This is a genomic window from Streptomyces sp. NPDC058632, from assembly GCF_042717095.1.
Lineage (GTDB): Bacteria > Actinomycetota > Actinomycetes > Streptomycetales > Streptomycetaceae > Streptomyces.
The window spans coordinates 1-18,414 of sequence record NZ_JBHXQZ010000001.1; the positions used below are offsets into that span (position 1 = coordinate 1).

Below are 18,414 nucleotides of genomic sequence, written 5' to 3' on the forward strand. Positions count from 1 at the left end.
GTCGAGGACTGGTCCTCGACGGCCGCCCCGAACAGAGCGTTCCTCACCCGGAGGGCTGTCACACCCCGGAGGAGACCTCGGTCTTCTCTCCCGCGCCGCCCTCGGCCGCCGCGTGGGCCTTGTTGCGGCGCACGGAGGACCAGAAGGACAGGCCGATCAGGAAGACACCGATGAAACCGGTGATGAGCTCGTTGACCTCGTACTGGATCGTGATGAGCAGGAGCGCGGCGAGGGCGCCGATCGCGTAGTGCGCGCCGTGCTCCAGGTAGACGTACTCGTCGAGGGTGCCCTGGCGGACCAGGTAGACCGTCAGCGAACGGACGTACATGGCGCCGATACCGAGCCCCAGGGCCATCAGCACGATGTCGTTGGTGATGGCGAAGGCGCCGATCACGCCGTCGAAGGAGAAGGACGCGTCCAGGACCTCGAGGTAGAGGAACATGAAGAACGCGGCCTTGCCGCCGATGGCGAGGGCCGTCTTGGGCTTGCCGGCCCGCGCGGCCTGTTCCTCCTCCTCGTGCTCACGCTCCTCCGTCTCCTCGAGCCGGTTCTCGAAGTAGCCGGAGAGCCCGCCCACGATCATGTAGGTGATCAGACCGCCGATACCGGCGAGGAGGACGGTTTCCGCCTTGTCCACGTGCAGGCCGCCGTGCTGGTGGGCGTTGGCCCCGACCGTGAGGGAAGCGGTCAGCAGGACGATCAGCGCGATGCAGGCCGACAGCATGTCGACCTTGCCGAGCTTGGACAGCGGGCGCTCGATCCAGGTCAGCCACTTGATGTCCCGGTCCTCGAAGACGAAGTCCAGGAAGATCATCAGCAGGAACATGCCACCGAAGGCGGCGATCGACGGGTGGGCGTCGGTGACCAGTTCCTGGTAGCGGTCCTTGTCGGTGAGGGCGAGATCGACCGCCTCGATGGGTCCGAGCGAGGCGCTGACGGCGACGATCACGACGGGGAAGACCAGTCGCATACCGAAGACGGCGATCAGGATGCCGATGGTGAGGAAGATCTTCTGCCAGAAGGCATTCATCTTCTTCAGGATTCCGGCGTTGACCACCGCGTTGTCGAAGGACAGCGAGATCTCGAGGATCGAGAGGATCGCCACGATGCCGAAGGCGGTCCACCCCCCGAAGAGGATCGCTGCGACCAGGCCGAGCGCGGTGACCGCGAACGACCAGCCGAAGGTTTTCAGAACCACTGGCTACCCCATCATGTGTGGGGGGGCTCCCCCGGACGTTTTCCGGAGGAGACTCTCCCCGTCGCCGTAGTCGGCTTTACGAAACATTGACTCCGAAGTCTAGAGCGATGCCCCGAAGCCCTGACGCGTACCCCTGTCCCACGGCCCTGAACTTCCACTCGCCCTGATGGCGGTAGAGCTCGCCGAAGATCATCGCGGTTTCCGTGGAGGCGTCCTCCGAGAGGTCGTAGCGGGCGAGTTCCTGACCGTCCGCCTGATTCACCACCCGGATGAAAGCATTGCTGACCTGGCCGAAAGCCTGGCCGCGGTCGTCGGCCAGGTGGATGGAGACCGGAAAAACGATCTTGTCGCACCGGTCCGGCACCTTGGAGAGATCGACCAGCAGGGACTCGTCGTCGCCGTCGCCCTCACCGGTGAGGTTGTCACCGGTGTGCTCCACCGAGCCGTCCGGGCTGTGGAGCTGGTTGTAGAAGATGAACCACTCGTCCCCCATGACGCGGCCGCCGCTGCACATCAGTGCGCTGGCGTCGAGGTCGAAGGGGGCTCCGGTGGTGGAGCGCGCGTCCCAGCCGAGCCCGATCAACACCTGTGTGAGGTTCGGTGCGGCCTTGGACAGGGAGACATTGCCTCCCTTGGCGAGCGTGACGCCCATGTTGCTGGTCCCTCCCCGGGTGATGTTTCTCAGGTGGTCTCCTGCACGTCCGGCGCCGCACGTAAACCGTGCGGCGCCGGACGGAACAGCCGTGCGGGACGGCCGGGCCCGGGCGGGAGTGCCCGGGACGCGAGCGTCTCAGACGTTCACGCCGAAGTCCTGCGCGATGCCGCGCAGACCGGAGGCGTAGCCCTGGCCGATGGCGCGGAACTTCCACTCGGCGCCGTGCCGGTACAGCTCGCCGAAGACCATGGCGGTCTCGGTGGAGGCGTCCTCCGACAGGTCGTAGCGGGCGATCTCGGCGCCGCCGGCCTGGTTGACGACGCGGATGAACGCGTTGCGCACCTGGCCGAAGGACTGCTGACGGTTCTCGGCGTCGTAGATGGACACCGGGAAGACGATCTTCTCGATCTCCGCGGGGACACCCGCGAGGTTGACCTTGATCTGCTCGTCGTCGCCCTCGCCCTCACCGGTGAGGTTGTCGCCGGTGTGCTCGACCGAGCCGTCGGGGCTCTTGAGGTTGTTGAAGAAGACGAAGTTGGCGTCGTTGGTGACCTTGCCCGTGTTGTTCACCAGCAGCGCACTGGCGTCCAGGTCGAAGTCGGTGCCGGTCGTGGTGCGGACGTCCCACCCCAGTCCGACGATGACCGCGGTCAGGCCCGGCGCCTCCTTGGTCAGCGATACGTTGCCGCCCTTGCTGAGGCTGACTCCCACGAGTCCTCCATTGATGTCCGGGGGCGGGAAGCCCCGTCGTGCGTCGGATGTCGGATCAACGAGTCGATCCTAGTAACGGGTTCCCGGCCACCGCAGTCCCCGGCGCCGGGGAACCACCGCTGCCGGGCGTGCTCACAGCGCGTCGAGCGCCTCGACGTAGTCGTTCAGGTCGCGTGCGTCGGGCAGCGCGTTGACCACCGTCCACCGTACGAGACCCTCGCGGTCGATGACGAAGGTCCCCCGAACGGCGCAGCCCTTGCCCTCGTCGAAGACGCCGTAGGCGCGCGAGACGTTCCCGTGCGGCCAGAAGTCCGACAGCAGGGGGTACTCCAGGCCCTCCTGCTCGGCGAAGACGCGCAGGGTGTGGATGGAGTCGGTGGAGACGGCGAGCAGCTGGGTGCCGCGGTCGGCGAGGAGGTCCAGGCCGTCGCGCAGGGCACGCAGCTCGTCGGTGCACACGCTGGTGAAGGCGAAGGGGTAGAAGACGAGCACCACGTGGTGACGGCCGCGGTGGTCGGACAGCCGCACGGGCGCGCCGTGGTTGTCCTTGAGCTCGAAGTCGGGGGCGTGATCGCCGGCCTGGAGCGCCGTCGCCTGGATCGTCATCGCCTGGTTCGTCCCTTCGGGGGGTGCTGTGCCCGGCCTGTTCCCTGGGAACACCCTACGCAGGGGGTACGACAACGGTCCGGACGGGCTGAACCGGTCAGCCCGTCCGGTGGAAAAGCGGGATACGGCCGCCCACGAGGGCGGGGCCGTCGGGGTCACCTCCGGGAGGCGGTCACCTCCGCGACTTGGCCGCCTTCGGCGTCGCCAGCCGGCTGCCGCTCCAGTCCTTGCCGACGCTGACGCTCTTGGCGGCGGTCAGGCCGGCCGTGGTGGCGGCTTCCGAGATGTCGCTCGGCTCCACGTACCCCGAGCGGCCGGTCTTCGGCGTGAGGAGCAGGATCGCCCCGCCCTCCTCGATGTACGTGCCGGCGTCCACCAGCGCATCCGTCAGGTCGCCGTCGTCGTCGCGGAACCACAGCACAACGGCGTCAGCCACGTCGTCGTAGTCCTCGTCGACAAGGTCGCTCTCGATGACGCCCTCGATGGCCTCGCGGAGCTCCTGGTCGACGTCGTCGTCGTAGCCGATCTCCTGGACCACCTGCCCGGGCTGGAACCCCAGCCTGGCGGCAGGGTTCGTCCGCTCCTCCGCGTGGTCCGCGGTCGCGCTCACGGGGTGCCTCCTGATCATGGTTTGGGAATATCTCAGCCACGCGCGGGCGCGCGGCGTTGGCCGTAGTCCACACGGGCGGGGCGGATCGCGCAAGTACCCGGCCGCCCGGACCGCCTAAACGGTGACGATCCTGACCGGGTCACCGCAACTTCAGGCACATCATCCTGACCCACAGTGACTCACACCACACCCTTGTGCCCCGAATGGGCGTTTGGGAACTGTATACGGGTACGAGACTCGCATGAACGCGAGATTCGCTCCGTACGCCACCGTACCGGTGTCGCGTGCCGGTTACCTATCGGTAGAGATGACGTGTGCGGCCCCGGGGTGGACCATGGGGAGCGCGCAGACCCGGCTACGTCAGTGAAGCAGCGGCCTCCTCACGGCCCTTCGACAGGTAAGGAACAGCGTGGCTTCCGCATCCGATCGCAACCCGATCATCATTGGTGGCCTTCCGAGTCAGGTGCCTGACTTCGATCCCGAGGAAACCCAGGAGTGGCTCGACTCCCTCGACGCCGCCGTCGACGAGCGCGGCCGGGAGCGGGCCCGCTATCTGATGCTGCGGCTGATCGAGCGGGCCCGTGAGCGGCGCGTGGCCGTGCCCGAGATGCGCAGCACGGACTACGTGAACACGATCCCCACCCGCGCGGAGCCGTTCTTCCCGGGCAACGAGGAGATCGAGCGCAAGGTCCTCAACGCGACCCGCTGGAACGCGGCGGTGATGGTCTCGCGCGCCCAGCGGCCCGGGATCGGCGTCGGCGGCCACATCGCCACCTTCGCGTCCTCGGCGTCGCTGTACGACGTGGGCTTCAACCACTTCTTCCGCGGCAAGGACGAGGGCGACGGCGGCGACCAGGTCTTCTTCCAGGGCCACGCCTCGCCGGGCATCTACGCCCGCGCGTTCCTGCTGGACCGGCTGAGCGAGCGGCAGCTGGACGGGTTCCGGCAGGAGAAGTCGAAGGCCCCCGAGGGCCTGGCGTCGTATCCGCACCCGCGTTCGATGCCGGACTTCTGGGAGTTCCCGACCGTGTCGATGGGCCTCGGTCCGATCAGCGCGATCTACCAGGCCCGGATGAACCGCTACATGCAGGCGCGCGGCATCGCCGACACCTCGAAGTCGCACGTATGGGCGTTCCTCGGCGACGGCGAGATGGACGAACCGGAGTCGCTGGGCCAGCTGACGCTCGCGGCCCGCGAGAACCTCGACAACCTGACCTTCGTCGTCAACTGCAACCTGCAGCGCCTCGACGGGCCGGTGCGCGGCAACGGCAAGATCATCCAGGAGCTGGAGTCGGTCTTCCGGGGCGCCGGCTGGAACGTGATCAAGCTGGTCTGGGACCGCTCCTGGGACCCGCTGCTCGCCCAGGACCGGGACGGCGTGCTGGTCAACCGGATGAACACCACGCCGGACGGCCAGTTCCAGACGTACGCCACCGAGTCCGGGTCCTACATCCGCGACCACTTCTTCGGTGACGACCACCGGCTGCGCGCCATGGTCGAGAGCATGACCGACGACCAGGTGCTGCACCTGGGGCGCGGCGGCCACGACCACAAGAAGATCTTCGCGGCGTACCAGGCGGCCATGGACCACAAGGGCCAGCCGACGGTGATCCTCGCCAAGACGGTCAAGGGCTGGACCCTCGGCCCGAACTTCGAGGGCCGCAACGCCACGCACCAGATGAAGAAGCTGACGGTCGACGACCTCAAGGGCTTCCGCGACCGGCTGCACCTGCCGATCTCCGACAAGGACCTGGAGTCCGGCCTGCCGCCGTACTACCACCCGGGCCGCGACTCGGAGGAGATCCAGTACATGCACGACCGCCGCAAGTCGCTCGGCGGGTACGTGCCGACGCGTGTGGTGCGCTCGAAGCCGCTCGCACTGCCCGACGACAAGACGTACGCGAACGTGAAGAAGGGTTCGGGCCAGCAGTCCATCGCGACGACCATGGCGTTCGTCCGGCTCCTCAAGGACCTCATGCGGGACAAGGAGATCGGCAGGAGGTTCGTGCTGATCGCGCCGGACGAGTACCGCACGTTCGGCATGGACTCCTTCTTCCCGAGCGCGAAGATCTACAACCCGCTCGGGCAGCAGTACGAGTCCGTGGACCGCGAGCTGCTGCTCGCGTACAAGGAGGCCCCGAACGGGCAGATGCTGCACGACGGCATCTCCGAGGCGGGCTGCACGGCCTCGCTGATCGCGGCCGGCTCGGCGTACGCCACGCACGGCGAGCCGCTGATCCCGGTGTACGTCTTCTACTCGATGTTCGGTTTCCAGCGCACCGGCGACCAGTTCTGGCAGATGGGCGACCAGCTGGCGCGCGGTTTCGTCCTCGGCGCGACCGCGGGGCGTACGACCCTGACCGGTGAGGGGCTGCAGCACGCGGACGGCCAGTCGCAGCTGCTGGCGTCCACGAACCCGGCGTGCGTCGCGTACGACCCGGCCTTCGGGTTCGAGATCGCGCACATCGTGCAGGACGGTCTGCGCCGGATGTACGGCAGCGACGAGCAGCACCCGCACGGCGAGGACGTCTTCTACTACCTGACCGTCTACAACGAGCCCGTCCAGCACCCGGCCGAGCCCCAGGACGTCGACGTGGACGGCATCCTCAAGGGCCTGTACCGCTTCCGTGAGGGCACGGCCGGCTCGAAGCCGGCGCAGATCCTCGCCTCCGGTGTCGCGGTGCCCTGGGCCCTTGAGGCGCAGCGGATCCTCTCCGAGGAGTGGGACGTGCGGGCCGACGTCTGGTCGGCGACCTCCTGGAACGAGCTGCGGCGCGAGGCCGTGGAGTGCGAGCGGCACAACCTGCTGGGCCCGGAGGAGGAGCAGCGGGTGCCGTACGTGACGCGGAAGCTGGCCTCGGCGCAGGGGCCGGTCCTGGCGGTGTCCGACTGGATGCGGTCGGTGCCGGACCAGATCGCGCGCTGGGTGCCGGGGACGTACCAGTCGCTGGGCGCGGACGGTTTCGGCTTCGCGGACACGCGTGGGGCGGCCCGCCGGTTCTTCCACATCGACGCGCAGTCGATCGTCGTGGGGGTGCTGACGGAGCTGGCCCGGGAGGGGCACGTCGACCGGTCCGTGCTGAAGCAGGCCATCGACCGCTACCAGCTGCTCGACGTGGCCGCGGCCGACCCGGGTGCGGCGGGCGGCGACGCCTGACCCGCCGACGGGCGGCACAGGGGCGGCACATGAGGAGGGGCCTCCGGCGTTTCGCCGGAGGCCCCTCTGCCGTTCCGTTCCGGAGCCTTCCGTCCGGGCCCTGGTGTCCTGGTCGTCAGAACATCCCGTAGCCCGGGCCGGTGGCCGAGGCCAGCCAGATGATCGCCAGCAGCGTGTCGATGGCGCCCAGGACCAGGGCGACCACCGCCGGGACCGGGCGGGACCCGGCCCAGCTGCGGCCCATGGCAAGCCAGCCGCAGACCATCGCCACCGGGCCGAGGACGATCCCCAGCACGAAGAATCCGGCGACCGCGCAGACGACTCCGATGATTCCGAGCGTCGCGCGGTCCGGCCCTCCCCCGAGCTCTCGGCTTCGCTCGAGCAGGGGGGACCCCCATCGTGACCCCGTCAGGCCACGTGAACGGGGGTGTTTGCGCGTGCCGCTTCCGAAGCTCGCCATCATCAACTCCCTGAACCCGGTAGTCGGTTGGGGTGTAGTGGGGTTCGACATGCGAGTACCCCGACTCGGGGTGTGAATGCCCCCGGGGCGATGACGGACGAGCCGCTGCGGCGTGCTGCCCCCCTCCAGCAGCGCGCCGCAGCCGGCATCCTCCAGGCCCTGCGGAGGGCTTGACCCACTGTGACCTGCGGCGCCCTCCGAACGGGAGGGGTCACCGCAGCGGTTCACCCTGATGAGCGAACTCGGCCACCGGGTCCGTCAGATGTGGCCGACGCCCGCGCCGGCCTCCGCGTTCTCACCGCGCTTGGCGAGGAGGGCGACGCCCACCGCCACGACGGCGACCGCGGTGGCGACCAGGGAAGCCGTGCTCATGCCGGAGAGGAAGGTGTCGTGCGCCACCTCGGTGACCTTCGCGACCATCTCCGGGGGCATCTGCTCGCTCACCGGGGGCACGCCGACCTGGACGGCCTCGGCGGCCTGCGCGGTCTGCTCCGGGGTGAGCGGCGGGAGCCCCGCGGCCGCCCAGTTGTCCGCGAGGTCGCTGTCGACCTTGGAGGCCATCACCGCGCCCAGCACGGCCGTACCGAGGCTGCCGCCGACCTGCATGGCGGCCTGCTGGAGGCCGCCGGCGACACCGGAGAGCTCCAGCGGCGCGTTGCCCACGATGACCTCGGTGGCGCCGACCATGACGGGCGCCAGGCCGAGGCCCAGCAGGGCGAACCAGAGGGACATCAGGGCGCTGCCGGTGTCCTTCTCGAGCGTGGAGATGCCGAACATGGCGATCGCGGTGAAGGCCATGCCGCCGGCCAGCGGGATGCGCGGACCGGCCTTGGTGATGATCACACCGGCCAGCGGGGAGCCGACGATCATCATGCCGGTGAGCGGCAGCAGGTGCAGACCGGCGTCGACCGGGCTCAGGCCGTGCACGTTCTGCAGGTAGAAGGTGACGAAGAACAGGCCGCCCATGAAGGCGATGGCCATGAGGACCATCAGCACGACACCCGCGGACAGCGGGACGGAGCGGAACATCTCCAGCGGGATCAGCGGCTCCTTCACCCGCTTCTCCCAGAGGGCGAAGACGACGAAGAGCACCACGGCGGCGGCGATGAACCCCCAGGTCTTGACGTCGCCCCAGCCCCACTCGGGGGCCTTGATCAGCGCCCAGACGAGGCAGAACATCGCGCCGGACAGCAGGCCGATGCCGAGGATGTCGAAGGAGTGCGGGCGGTTCTCCGCGCGGTGGTCGAGCAGGATCCACATGCCGAGGGCGAGCGCGACGACGCCGACCGGGACGTTGATCCAGAAGACCGACTGCCAGCTGACGTGCTCGACGAGGACGCCGCCGAGGATCGGGCCGCCGGCGGTGGAGGCACCGATGACCATGCCCCAGATGCCGATGGCCATGTTGAGCTTCTCGGCCGGGAAGGTCGCCCGCAGCAGGCCCAGCGCGGCCGGCATCAGCAGCGCGCCGAACAGGCCCTGCAGGACACGGAAGACGATGACCGACGCGATGCTGTCGGACAGGCCGATCGCGCCCGAGGCGGCGGCGAAGCCGACGACGCCGATGAGAAAGGTCTGCCGGTGGCCGAACCGGTCACCGAGCTTGCCGGCGGTGATCAGGGAGACCGCGAGGGCGAGGAAGTACGCGTTGGTGATCCACTGGACCTCGGCGAAACTGGCTCCCAGGTCACTGGCGATGACGGGGTTGGCGATGGCGACGATGGTGCCGTCGAGGGCCACCATCATGACGCCGACGGCGACGGTGAAGAGGGTGAGCCAGGGGTGGCCGCGCAGCCCTCTGCCGGGTGCCGCGTCCGACGGGACGCCCGGAGGTGTCTTGTCCCCGGGTCCTGTCGTGTCGATGGTGGTCTGACTAGTCATACCTTCGAGGCTAATGACAGCCACTGACAGTTGACAAACCAATTCACCGACCAGTAACTGAGTCGACATGCCCGTATAGCCTGAACTGGGGGAACAGTTCCGGAAGGGCCCTCAGGGAGCCACGGAGGAGCCACCGGGGAACCGGTCCGGGAAACGATCGGGGGCACCACGGGAGGAACGATGGAGACGATCGGGACAGTCGTCGGCGCGGCGCCGGGTACGGGCCTGCGGGAACGCAAGAAGCGGCTCACCCGCGACGCACTGGTCCGCTCCTCCCTGGAACTGTTCGCGACCCGCGGCTACGACGGGACGACGGTCGACGACATCGCGGCGGCCGTCCACGTCTCGCAGCGCACCTTCTTCCGCTACTTCGCCAGCAAGGAGGAGGTCGCGTTCCACGTCCCGCACCTCGCGGAGTCCCTCGTCGTCGAGGCCGTACGGGGGCGCCCGCCCGGCGAGCCGCCGCTGGACGCGCTGCGCGGCGCCCTGGGGGAGAGCTGGGACGGCGTCAACCAGGTCGTCGAGCAGATCGTGCCCCTGGAACTGCATCTGCGGGTGTACCGGGTGATCGAGTCGACGCCCGCGCTGCTCGCCGCCCATCTGCGGCGCTCGAGCGAACTGGAGGAGCGGCTGGCCCGTGTGATCGCCGACCGCGAGGGCCTCGACCCGGACACCGACCCCCGGCCGCGCGTGCTGGTGGCCGCCGTCTGCGGCGTGATCCGGGTGGCGGAGCGGTCCTGGTCCGCCGGGGACGACGCCGGCCTCCCCGCCCTGCGTGAGCTGATGACGGCCCACCTGGACCAGTTGGGGCCCGCCCTGGCGGGATCCTGGAGCGGCGCCTGAGCCGTCTTCCGAGTGGCACCTGATCCGTCGCCGGTTGAGCCCTACCCCTCGCCGACGCACCGAAACGTGATACCTGTCACTCGGTTGACGCGAGACCCTCTTGTTCTCCTAGTGTGTCCTGTCAGTGACTTCTTTCGACGCCTCCCCGCAACTGAATGTGTGGCGCGCGCTCCTCGCACTCGCCGTCGTCTTCGTGATGCTGGCGACCACCGGCTGGACGGCCCTGCGCCAGCAGCGGAACGCGGCCCCGCTCCCGGCCTCGCTCAGCGCCTGGGAGCACGGCCGCGTAGGAGGCCACCGGCTGCCGGACCCCCAGTCCGCGCCCGCCGCACTGGCCCGCTTCTTCGCCTCCCTCACCGAGGCGCAGCGGGCGAGCCTCGCCCACCGCTTCCCGCTCGCGGTCGGCAACATGAACGGCGCCCCGGTCGAGCTGCGCTACCGCGCCAACCGTCTCGCACTGGTGGAGGCCCGTGAGGCCGAGCGACAACGGATGCACGACCAACGGCTCACGCCCGCCGGACAGCATCAGGCGGGCCGCCGGATGAACCGCTTCGGGGCGCTGCTGAGCCCCGGCCGCCAGATCCTCGCCTTCGACCCGTCGGGGTCCGGCCGGGCCGCCGAGGTCTTCGGCGACCTGCACGAGGCCGAGCGGGTCTCGGTCGTCGTCCCCGGCGTCGACACCGATCTGCTGACCTTCCAGCGCAGCCACCGCCGCTGGTCGGCGCCCGTCGGCATGGCCGAGTCGCTGTACGCGGCCGAGCACACGGCGGCCCCCTCGACCCGTACCGCCGTGATCGCCTGGGCCGACTACACCGCGCCCAGCGGGCTGGGTATGGAGGCGGCGACGGCGATGCGCGCCGAGGGCGGCGCGGTACGCCTCGAATCGCTGCTGAGCGCCCTGCCCGGCGAGGCCCGCGTCTCCCTGTTCTGCCACAGCTACGGCTCCGTGGTGTGCGGACTCGCCGCGCCCACGCTGCCCGGCCGGGTGACCGACATAGCGGTGGCCGGCAGTCCCGGCATGCGGGCCGAGACCGTCTCCGGACTGCGGACGCACGCACGGGTGTGGGCGATGCGGGACGCCGACGACTGGATCCAGGACGTGCCCTATCTGGAGGTCGGCGGCCTGGGGCACGGCGCCGACCCGGTGTCCCCGGGCTTCGGGGCGCGCGTGCTGTCGGCGCGTGAGGCGCGGGGACACGGCGGGTACTTCGTGCCGGGCACCGACAGCCTGCGCAACTTCGCCGAGATCGGCGTTGGCGCATACCGCGCGGTGGACTGCGCACACGAGACCGGCGTATGCCGGGCGGGTCTGTCCGGTGCCGCCGCATCGGAACGCGCGTAGAGAACGGGAGAACTGCGGTATGCACGGGGAGGGGACGAAAGAGCTCGTGCCACATACGATGAGCCGCATGGGTGACGTACTGGCCGGATCTCACGCTGCCTGGGAGTTCGATTCCGACTCCGTGCTCATCCGGTACGAAAGGGGGATTCGAACACCCAAGCTGTTTCAGGTACTCGGGGAGCGCCGCATCCCCCTGGAGGCCGTCGCCGGAGTGACACTGACCCCCGGCAGACGCGACACCGTCGTGCTGCGCATCGAGCCGCGGCCCGGCGCCGATCCGCTGATGGAGGCGGCGGCCGGGCAGCTGAAGGAAGGCTGCGACCCCTACCGGCTCGTGCTGCCCGCCGAACGCGAGACGCTCGCCGAGTACTACGCCGACGAACTCCTCGCCCTGCTCACCGAGTCGGGTCCCGCCGAGCGTCATCTGGTGCCCGCCCCCGAGGGGCCGCTGCACTTCAAGGCGTACGACGGGCGGGCCTCCTTCGACGGGAAGGCGGTCTCCTTCCGCTGGTCCTGGACGGGTGCCTCCTCGACGAAGTGGAAGGCGGGCGACCAGCGCTTCCCCGTGGGCGAGTTGAGCGGTGTGGAGTGGCGGTCGCCGGAGGTGTTCGAGGGACACCTGCGGCTGCTGCGCCGCGACGAGCCGGACCGGCCGCCGCACGCCGACCAGGACCCGGCGGCCGTGGTGTTCGGGCTGGGCTACGGCCCGGTGCACGAGTCGCTGCCGTTCGCGGCGGCCGTCCTGGCGGCGGCGCGGACGACCGCGCCGGTACCCGCGGTCGCCGCGGCCGCCGTACGCCGCGACCCCGCGGACATCGCCGACCGCATACGCCACCTCGGGGAACTGCACCAGGCGGGACTGGTGACGGACGAGGAGTTCTCGTCCAAGAAGGCGGAGTTGCTGGCGGAGCTGTAGGGCTCCGCCGTTCGGACGTGTGGGGGCGCTACTCCCGTCCGGCGGACGTGAAGGCCATGTCCGCGTAGCGGGTGCCCGCCACCTTGGCGGCGATCGGGTCCAGTCGGGCCAGCTCCGCGTCCGTGAGGGTGATCCGGGTCGCCGCCGTGTTCTCCTCCACCCGGGACGGCTTGCGCGTGCCCGGGATCGGGACGACCGGGAGGCCGCACACGGCAGCCCGCTGCTGGACCCAGGCCAGGGCGATCTGGCCGGGCGTGGCGCCGTGCGCGTCGGCGACGACGCGGACCGGGGCGAGCAGGGCCGCGTTGGCCGCCGCGTTCTCGCCGGTGAACCGGGGCATGAGGCGGCGGAAGTCGTCCGGTGTGAGGTCCTGGCCGGCGTCGACGAAGGAACCGGTCAGGAATCCCCGCCCGAGCGGCGAGTACGGCACCAGGGTCACGCCCAGGTCCCGGGCGGCCGGTACGACGTTCGCCTCGATGTCGCGGCTGAACAGCGACCACTCCGACTGCACGGCGGCGATCGGGTGCGCGGCGTGCGCGGCCCGCAGTTCGCCGGCGGTGACCTCGCTCAGCCCGAGCTGCTTGACCTTGCCCTCGCGCACCAGCTCGGCCATGACGCCGACGGTCTCCTCGATCGGCACGTTCACATCGCGCCGGTGCATGTAGTAGAGGTCGATGGTGTCGATGTCCAGGCGCTTCAGGCTCGCCTCGACGGCCTGCCGGATGTACGGGGCGTCGTTGCGGACGATCCGCCGGGTCGGCTCGTCGGGCGGGATCGACAGCGCGAACTTGGTCGCGATCACGATCTCGTCCCGGTGCGCCTTGAAGAACGGGGACAGGAACCGCTCGTTCTCCCCCGCCGCGTACGAGTCCGCCGTGTCGTAGAGCGTGACGCCCAGTTCCAGGGCCCGCTCCAGGGCCGCCCGGGAGGCGTCCGCGTCCGCGGGGCCGTAGGCGAAGCTCATGCCCATGCAGCCCAGGCCCTGCACACCCACCTCGGGGCCGCCCGCGCCCAGTACCGCCGTCGTGATCCTGCCGCTCGCGCTGTTCGTGCCGTTCGTGCCGTTGGTCATCGGGACCTCTCCGACGCCAGGGCCCGCCCGGCGTCCGCGTAGAAGCTGATCTTCCGGTCGAGCACGGCGAGGGTGCCCTGGAGTTCGGCGATCCGGGCCACCACGTCCTCGCGGGTCGCCTTGAGGAGTTCGAAACGGTCGGCGTAGGTGTGGTCGCCCTCCCGCACCATCTCCGCGTACCGGACCATGTCCGCGACCGGCATCCCGGTCAGGCGGAGCTTGCCGACGAGGGCGAGCCAGTCGAGGTCGCGGTTGCTGTAGCGGCGCTGCCCGGTGTGCGACCGGTCGATGTGCGGCATCAGCCCGATGCGCTCGTACCAGCGCAGGGTGTGGGCGCTGAGCCCGGTGAGGGCGGCCACCTCACTGATCGTGTACTTGTCCGCGCCGTCCGGCCGCCGGTCGCCCTGCGGCGGACCCGCGCAGGTGTCGGTCGTGGCACCCGTGCTCTCACCCGTGGTCTCCGTCACCGTCATGCACCCACGCTAAATCCCTGGAGTGCACTCCAGGCAAGCACGACCGGCGGGAAAACGGCAGGAGGGCGGACGTCCTGCCCGATTACGATGCCGGTCATGACACTCGTACGCCGTGCGGCGCCCGGGGACGCGGAGGAAGTACTGCGCCTGCGCCAGGTGATGATCGACTCGATGCCCCGCTCCTCCCCCGCCACGGACTGGCACGCCGACGCACTGCCGGTACTGCGCGCGAAGCTGGCGGAGCCGGAGGGCCCGTTCGCGGCGTTCGTGGTGGACCGACCGGGCCTCCCGGAGCGGGGCGGGCTGTCGGCGCTGGTGGCCGGCACGATCGAGTACCGCATCGGCGGCGCACACAGCCCGCACGGCACCGACGGCTACGTGTTCAGCGTCGCCACCGACCCGGACGCCCGCCGCCGGGGCTACGCGCGTGCCTGCATGGAGGAACTGCTGAAGTGGTTCCGCGAGCGGGGCGCCCGCCGCGTCCGCCTCACCGCGTCCGCGCAGGCCGAGCCGCTGTACGCCTCGATGGGCTTCACGCGAAAGCCGGACCCCTTGCTGGAGCTGACCCTGTGAGCGCTTAGGCTCGACGGCATGTCGCTCAAGAGCCTCGCGCTGATCGAGAACTGGCCGGTTCCCACCGCGGCGGCGGGCGTCGTCCGGGCGGACGGCACCGTCCTGGGCACCCACGGCCCCACCGGCCGCCGCTTCCCGCTGGCCTCGGTCACCAAGCCGCTCGCGGCGTACGCGGTACTCGTGGCGTACGAGGAGGGCGCGATCGAGCTGGACGAACCGGCGGGCCCGGAGGGCTCGACGGTCCGCCACCTCCTCGCCCACACCTCCGGCCTCGCCTTCGACGAACACCGGGCGACGTCCGCCCCCGGTGAGCGCCGCCTCTACTCCAACGCCGGGTTCGAGCAGCTCGGGGACCACATCGCGAAGGCGACGGAGATCCCGTTCGCCGAGTACCTGCGGCAGGCGGTGCTGGAGCCGCTGGGGATGACGTCGACCTCCCTGGAGGGCACCGGCTCCCCCGCGAAGGACGGCACGTCCACGGTGGACGACCTGCTGCGCTTCGCCGCCGAGGTGCAGGCCCCGCGCCTGCTGGACGCCCGTACCGTCGCCGAGGCGATGACGGTCCAGTACCCGGGTACGAAGGGCGTCCTGCCGGGCTACGGGCACCAGAACCCCAACGACTGGGGCCTGGGCTTCGAGATCCGCGACTCCAAGTCCCCTCACTGGACGGGCGGTTCCTCGTCCCCCCGCACGTTCGGCCACTTCGGCCAGTCGGGCACGTTCCTGTGGACCGACCCGGCGGCGGACGTCGCCTGCGTGGCCCTGACCGACCGCGCCTTCGGCCCGTGGGCGGTCGAGGCCTGGCCGCCCTTCACGGACGCGGTGCTGGCGGAACTCCGCGGAAGCACCGGCGCGGCAACCTGACCGTCGACGACGCCGGCGCCCGCCGGCGTGCCCGTGCGGTCCGCCAGAGGCCAGAGCGGCCGGCGACACGGTCTCCGGCCATGGCGTCACCCTCTGGCCGGCCGTACAACCCAGGGCTTGTCTTGGCTTCGCGCAGCACCCCGCGTGAAGCTTCCCCTTGATGCTGGACACCTGGAAACTGGGGCATGAGGTTCCAGAGGAAGTAGTGTCAGGTGGGAAGCAAGAGCAACCGCAGCAGGCGGTACACGGAGGAGTTCAAACGGGACGCGGTCGCGCTCGTGCACTCCTCCAAGAAGACCGTCACCGAGGTGGCCCGGGAGCTCGGGGTCAGCGCCGAAGGGCTGCGGAACTGGGTCCGGCAGGACCAGGCCGACCGCGGTCAGGGGGCGCCGGGCGAGCTGACGACGGCCGAGCGGGAGGAACTGCGCCGGCTGCGTCGGCAGAACCGTGAGCAGGCCGAGACGATCGAGGTGCTGCGAAAAGCGGCGGTCTCCTTCGCGAAGGAGAGCGATCGATGACCGCGGTCTACGCGTTCATCGAGGCGGAGAAGAGCACCTTCTGGTGGGTGCTCACCGTGTTGATGACGATGTTCTCTCCGTCCGTGTCCACCCAGGTCTGCGTGATCTGAGGGGAACCGTCCGGCATGAGGGTGGTCAGGAAACACTGGGCCGGGGACTGCAGCACCTCGAGCAGGCCATTCGACAGGGGCACGATAAAGACACCTTCTCCTTCATGGGTGTTCGGGGAGCTGCACTGCTGATCAACGGCTCGTGATCGGCCGGTCGGAACGACTTGCCGAAATCCGGCGAGTGCCGCAGCCGGCTGCCGTTGCCGCCGGCCCGCCCTGCAGCATTGTTTTCACGCGGAAGAGCGACGGACTTTCTTCACCGGACCCGCAAGACCCCGACCGCGCGGGGGCTGCCAGTCGTGGTGGCCCGGACCGGAGTACGGGCGGAGCGGCCGGGACGCGGCTGCGCCGCCGCGTGCCTCGCGAAAGGCAGGGGCCGGGCTGGTTCATCCGCGGCGCAGCGACCGGAAGGTGGTGCGGATCTCGTCGGTCAGGACGGCGGGCTGTTCGAGAGCCGCGAAGTGTCCTCCGTGATCGAGCCGGCGGTAGTGCAGGACGTTGGAGTAACGCCGCTCGATCCAACGGCGCGATGCCTGCACGGCCTCGCCGGGGAAGATGCTGAACCCGGCCGGCGTGGGGTTCGGCCCGGGTACGCCTCCCGGTTCCTGGCGTGCCTCCCAGTACAGCCGTGCGGAGGAGGGGCCCGCGTTGGGCAGCCAGTACATCATGATGTCGTCCAGGATCTCGTCGCGCGGGACGACCGCCTCGGGGTTGCCGCCGCTGTCGGTGACGTCCTGGAAGAGGGTGTAGATCCAGGCGGCCAGTCCGGCGGGTGAGTCGGCCAGGGAATAGCCGATGGTCTGCGGCCGGGTGGCCTGCTCCCGGGAGTAGCCGTCGAGCACGCTCCGGTAGCGCTCCGCCTTGTCCAGCATGCGCTGCTCGTCGGGTGTCGCCTCCTCGATCTCCTGGTCGGTGGGGAACACCAGCGGCAGGTTGACGTGCATGCCGAGAAGCCCCTCGGGCGCCTTGCGGCTGATCGCCTCGACGACGGCCGATCCCCAGTCGCCGCCCTGTGCGACCCACTCGCGGTAGCCGAGGCGGTCCATGAGCTCGATCCAGGCGACGGCGGTACGGGAAACACCCCACCCGGGGACGGTGGGCTTGTCGGAGAAACCGAAGCCGGGCATTGAGGGGATCACGACGTGGAAGGCGTCCTCGGCCCGGCCGCCGTGCGCGACGGGATCGGTCAGCGGCCCGACCAGGTGCCGGAACTCCAGGACGGACCCGGGCCAGCCGTGGCACAGCAGGAGGGGCATCGCCGACGGCTCGGGCGAGCGGGCGTGCAGGAAGTGCACGCCGACGCCGTCCAGGACGGTACGGAACGACCCGATGCCGTTGATGTCCTTCTCGCAGCGGCGCCAGTCGTAATCGGTGGCCCAGTGTGCGCACAGCGCGCGGATGCGCTCCAGTTCCGGGCCCTGGTCGGGGCCGGTCTCCCGGTCCGGCCAGCGGGTATCGGCCAGCCGACGGGCGAGCCGGTCGAGTTCCCGCTCGTCGACCTCAATCGGGAAGGCTTCGACTGTCGTGGGCAGTGAGGGCATGACCGCCTCCTCGTAGTGGTGTGGTCGGTGCCACCAAACCACAAAGTGGAAGAACTCTTCAACTTAGGAGAGTGGTCTCCACTTGGTAGGGTCGGCCGCATGACCGAACGTCCCTTGCGCCGTGACGCCGAGCGCAACCGGCAGCGCCTGCTGGAGGCGGCACGGGAACTCATGGCCCGCGACGGGCTGCGGGTGCCGTACGAGGAGATCGCCCGCACGGCCGGAAGCGGCATGGGCACCCTGTACCGCCGCTTCCCCGACCGCCAGGATCTCGTGGACGCCCTGTTCACCGAACACGTCGATGCCGTGGTCGCCCTTGCCCAGCAGGCGTGCCGGACCGACGACCCCTGGAGCGGCCTCACCTGGTTCATGGAGCGGCAGTTCGAACTCGAAGCCGACAACCGCGCCCTGGGTGAACTGCTGCGCGGCGGACAGCAGGGGACCGCCCACCTGGCGCAGGGCTGCGCCCGCATCGCGGAACTGGTCGCACAGCTCGTCGAACGCGCGGTCCGCGCCGGCCGGTTGCCGCCCGGAGTGACCCCCGGCGACCTCGAGACCGTCCACCTCATGGTGGGCGCCGTGATGGACGCCTCACGGCAACACGCCCCCCACCGGTGGCGGCGCGCCCTGGCTGTGGCACTCGCCGGACTCCGCCACGCCGACCTGCGGCCAGACGGAGAAACCATGCGCCCTGCCCAGCCGGCCCCGCGGTGCGGCCCGTAGCACCGCCCAGCATTCGGACCGGTCCCCGCCGACGAGGGTGGCCCCGCGTTCGGCCGGCTCGGGGTGGATGCCGAGCAGGTCGGCGACGACCATGGGCGGCAGGTCCACCAGGGCCGTCCGTCATGGCGGTGCTCCGTGCTGCGCGGGCGGGCAGACCGTGG

At 70.1% G+C, this 18,414-nt stretch carries 19 protein-coding genes; 8 read left to right on the top strand and 11 right to left on the bottom strand.

Annotated elements, in window-relative coordinates; all coding sequences use genetic code 11:
* Window positions 1-58: 58 nt before the first annotated feature.
* From ACFWVE_RS00005 to ACFWVE_RS00025, 5 genes are all read right to left on the bottom strand, one after another.
* Window positions 59-1,198, bottom strand: coding sequence for a DUF475 domain-containing protein (locus tag ACFWVE_RS00005; RefSeq protein WP_384006415.1), 1,140 nt, complete (start codon window positions 1,196-1,198; stop codon window positions 59-61).
* Between the two features lie 76 nt (window positions 1,199-1,274).
* Window positions 1,275-1,850, bottom strand: a complete 576-nt coding sequence (locus tag ACFWVE_RS00010; protein ID WP_384006418.1) for a TerD family protein — start codon at window positions 1,848-1,850, stop codon at window positions 1,275-1,277.
* 138 nt (window positions 1,851-1,988) lie between these two features.
* On the bottom strand, window positions 1,989-2,564 hold the full coding sequence (locus tag ACFWVE_RS00015) for a TerD family protein (protein ID WP_042170048.1): 576 nt from the start codon (window positions 2,562-2,564) through the stop codon (window positions 1,989-1,991).
* Between the two features lie 132 nt (window positions 2,565-2,696).
* The gene (locus tag ACFWVE_RS00020; RefSeq protein WP_384006421.1) at window positions 2,697-3,170 is read right to left on the bottom strand and encodes a peroxiredoxin; all 474 of its coding nucleotides are present in this window, start codon (window positions 3,168-3,170) and stop codon (window positions 2,697-2,699) included.
* Window positions 3,171-3,342: 172 nt separating this feature from the next.
* Entirely contained in the window at window positions 3,343-3,780 is a 438-nt protein-coding gene (locus ACFWVE_RS00025) for a DUF3052 domain-containing protein (RefSeq protein WP_042170042.1), read from the bottom strand.
* A 409-nt stretch (window positions 3,781-4,189) separates the two neighbouring features.
* On the opposite strand from ACFWVE_RS00025, the gene aceE reads away from it, so the two are divergent.
* Window positions 4,190-6,937: a pyruvate dehydrogenase (acetyl-transferring), homodimeric type gene (gene aceE / locus ACFWVE_RS00030; protein ID WP_384006424.1), complete on the top strand. Its 2,748-nt coding sequence runs from the start codon at window positions 4,190-4,192 to the stop codon at window positions 6,935-6,937.
* A 115-nt stretch (window positions 6,938-7,052) separates the two neighbouring features.
* Here the strand turns inward: aceE and ACFWVE_RS00035 are convergent, their stop codons facing one another.
* Together ACFWVE_RS00035 and ACFWVE_RS00040 are read right to left on the bottom strand one after the other, a co-directional pair.
* Window positions 7,053-7,400 (bottom strand): small hydrophobic protein, encoded by a 348-nt coding sequence (locus tag ACFWVE_RS00035; RefSeq protein WP_384006427.1) that lies wholly within the window; start codon window positions 7,398-7,400, stop codon window positions 7,053-7,055.
* Between the two features lie 255 nt (window positions 7,401-7,655).
* Complete coding sequence (locus tag ACFWVE_RS00040; RefSeq protein ID WP_384006430.1) at window positions 7,656-9,278, bottom strand: MFS transporter; 1,623 nt, start codon at window positions 9,276-9,278, stop codon at window positions 7,656-7,658.
* 180 nt (window positions 9,279-9,458) lie between these two features.
* Here ACFWVE_RS00040 and ACFWVE_RS00045 point away from each other — a divergent pair, with 180 nt between their 5' ends.
* From ACFWVE_RS00045 to ACFWVE_RS00055, 3 genes are all read left to right on the top strand, one after another.
* Window positions 9,459-10,121: a TetR family transcriptional regulator gene (locus tag ACFWVE_RS00045; RefSeq protein WP_384006433.1), complete on the top strand. Its 663-nt coding sequence runs from the start codon at window positions 9,459-9,461 to the stop codon at window positions 10,119-10,121.
* 124 nt (window positions 10,122-10,245) lie between these two features.
* Entirely contained in the window at window positions 10,246-11,463 is a 1,218-nt protein-coding gene (locus ACFWVE_RS00050) for an alpha/beta hydrolase (RefSeq protein ID WP_384006436.1), read from the top strand.
* Between the two features lie 67 nt (window positions 11,464-11,530).
* Entirely contained in the window at window positions 11,531-12,379 is an 849-nt protein-coding gene (locus tag ACFWVE_RS00055) for a DUF4429 domain-containing protein (RefSeq protein ID WP_384006439.1), read from the top strand.
* Window positions 12,380-12,407: 28 nt separating this feature from the next.
* On the opposite strand, the gene ACFWVE_RS00060 is transcribed toward ACFWVE_RS00055, so the two are convergent.
* Together ACFWVE_RS00060 and ACFWVE_RS00065 are read right to left on the bottom strand one after the other, a co-directional pair.
* Window positions 12,408-13,451, bottom strand: a complete 1,044-nt coding sequence (locus ACFWVE_RS00060; RefSeq protein WP_384006442.1) for an aldo/keto reductase — start codon at window positions 13,449-13,451, stop codon at window positions 12,408-12,410.
* Window positions 13,448-13,924: a MerR family transcriptional regulator gene (locus ACFWVE_RS00065; RefSeq protein WP_384006445.1), complete on the bottom strand. Its 477-nt coding sequence runs from the start codon at window positions 13,922-13,924 to the stop codon at window positions 13,448-13,450. Before ACFWVE_RS00065 ends, ACFWVE_RS00060 begins: the two co-directional genes overlap by 4 nt.
* 96 nt (window positions 13,925-14,020) lie before the next feature.
* Between ACFWVE_RS00065 and ACFWVE_RS00070 the strand changes: the two genes are divergently transcribed.
* The 3 genes from ACFWVE_RS00070 to ACFWVE_RS00080 all read left to right on the top strand — a co-directional run bounded on the left by ACFWVE_RS00070 (window position 14,021) and on the right by ACFWVE_RS00080 (window position 15,879).
* Window positions 14,021-14,497 carry a GNAT family N-acetyltransferase gene (locus ACFWVE_RS00070; RefSeq protein ID WP_384006448.1) on the top strand — a complete coding sequence of 159 codons (477 nt, stop codon included), beginning with the start codon at window positions 14,021-14,023 and terminating at the stop codon, window positions 14,495-14,497.
* Window positions 14,498-14,515: 18 nt separating this feature from the next.
* Complete coding sequence (locus ACFWVE_RS00075) at window positions 14,516-15,361, top strand: serine hydrolase domain-containing protein (RefSeq protein WP_384006450.1); 846 nt, start codon at window positions 14,516-14,518, stop codon at window positions 15,359-15,361.
* 212 nt (window positions 15,362-15,573) lie between these two features.
* The gene (locus ACFWVE_RS00080; protein ID WP_384006452.1) at window positions 15,574-15,879 is read left to right on the top strand and encodes a transposase; all 306 of its coding nucleotides are present in this window, start codon (window positions 15,574-15,576) and stop codon (window positions 15,877-15,879) included.
* Between the two features lie 7 nt (window positions 15,880-15,886).
* On the opposite strand, the gene ACFWVE_RS00085 is transcribed toward ACFWVE_RS00080, so the two are convergent.
* On the bottom strand, window positions 15,887-16,072 hold the full coding sequence (locus ACFWVE_RS00085; protein ID WP_384006454.1) for a hypothetical protein: 186 nt from the start codon (window positions 16,070-16,072) through the stop codon (window positions 15,887-15,889).
* A gap of 303 nt (window positions 16,073-16,375) precedes the next feature.
* Window positions 16,376-17,530: an epoxide hydrolase family protein gene (locus ACFWVE_RS00090; protein WP_384006457.1), complete on the bottom strand. Its 1,155-nt coding sequence runs from the start codon at window positions 17,528-17,530 to the stop codon at window positions 16,376-16,378.
* A 99-nt stretch (window positions 17,531-17,629) separates the two neighbouring features.
* Here ACFWVE_RS00090 and ACFWVE_RS00095 point away from each other — a divergent pair, with 99 nt between their 5' ends.
* Window positions 17,630-18,253 (top strand): TetR/AcrR family transcriptional regulator, encoded by a 624-nt coding sequence (locus tag ACFWVE_RS00095; RefSeq protein WP_384006460.1) that lies wholly within the window; start codon window positions 17,630-17,632, stop codon window positions 18,251-18,253.
* Window positions 18,254-18,414: the final 161 nt, after the last annotated feature.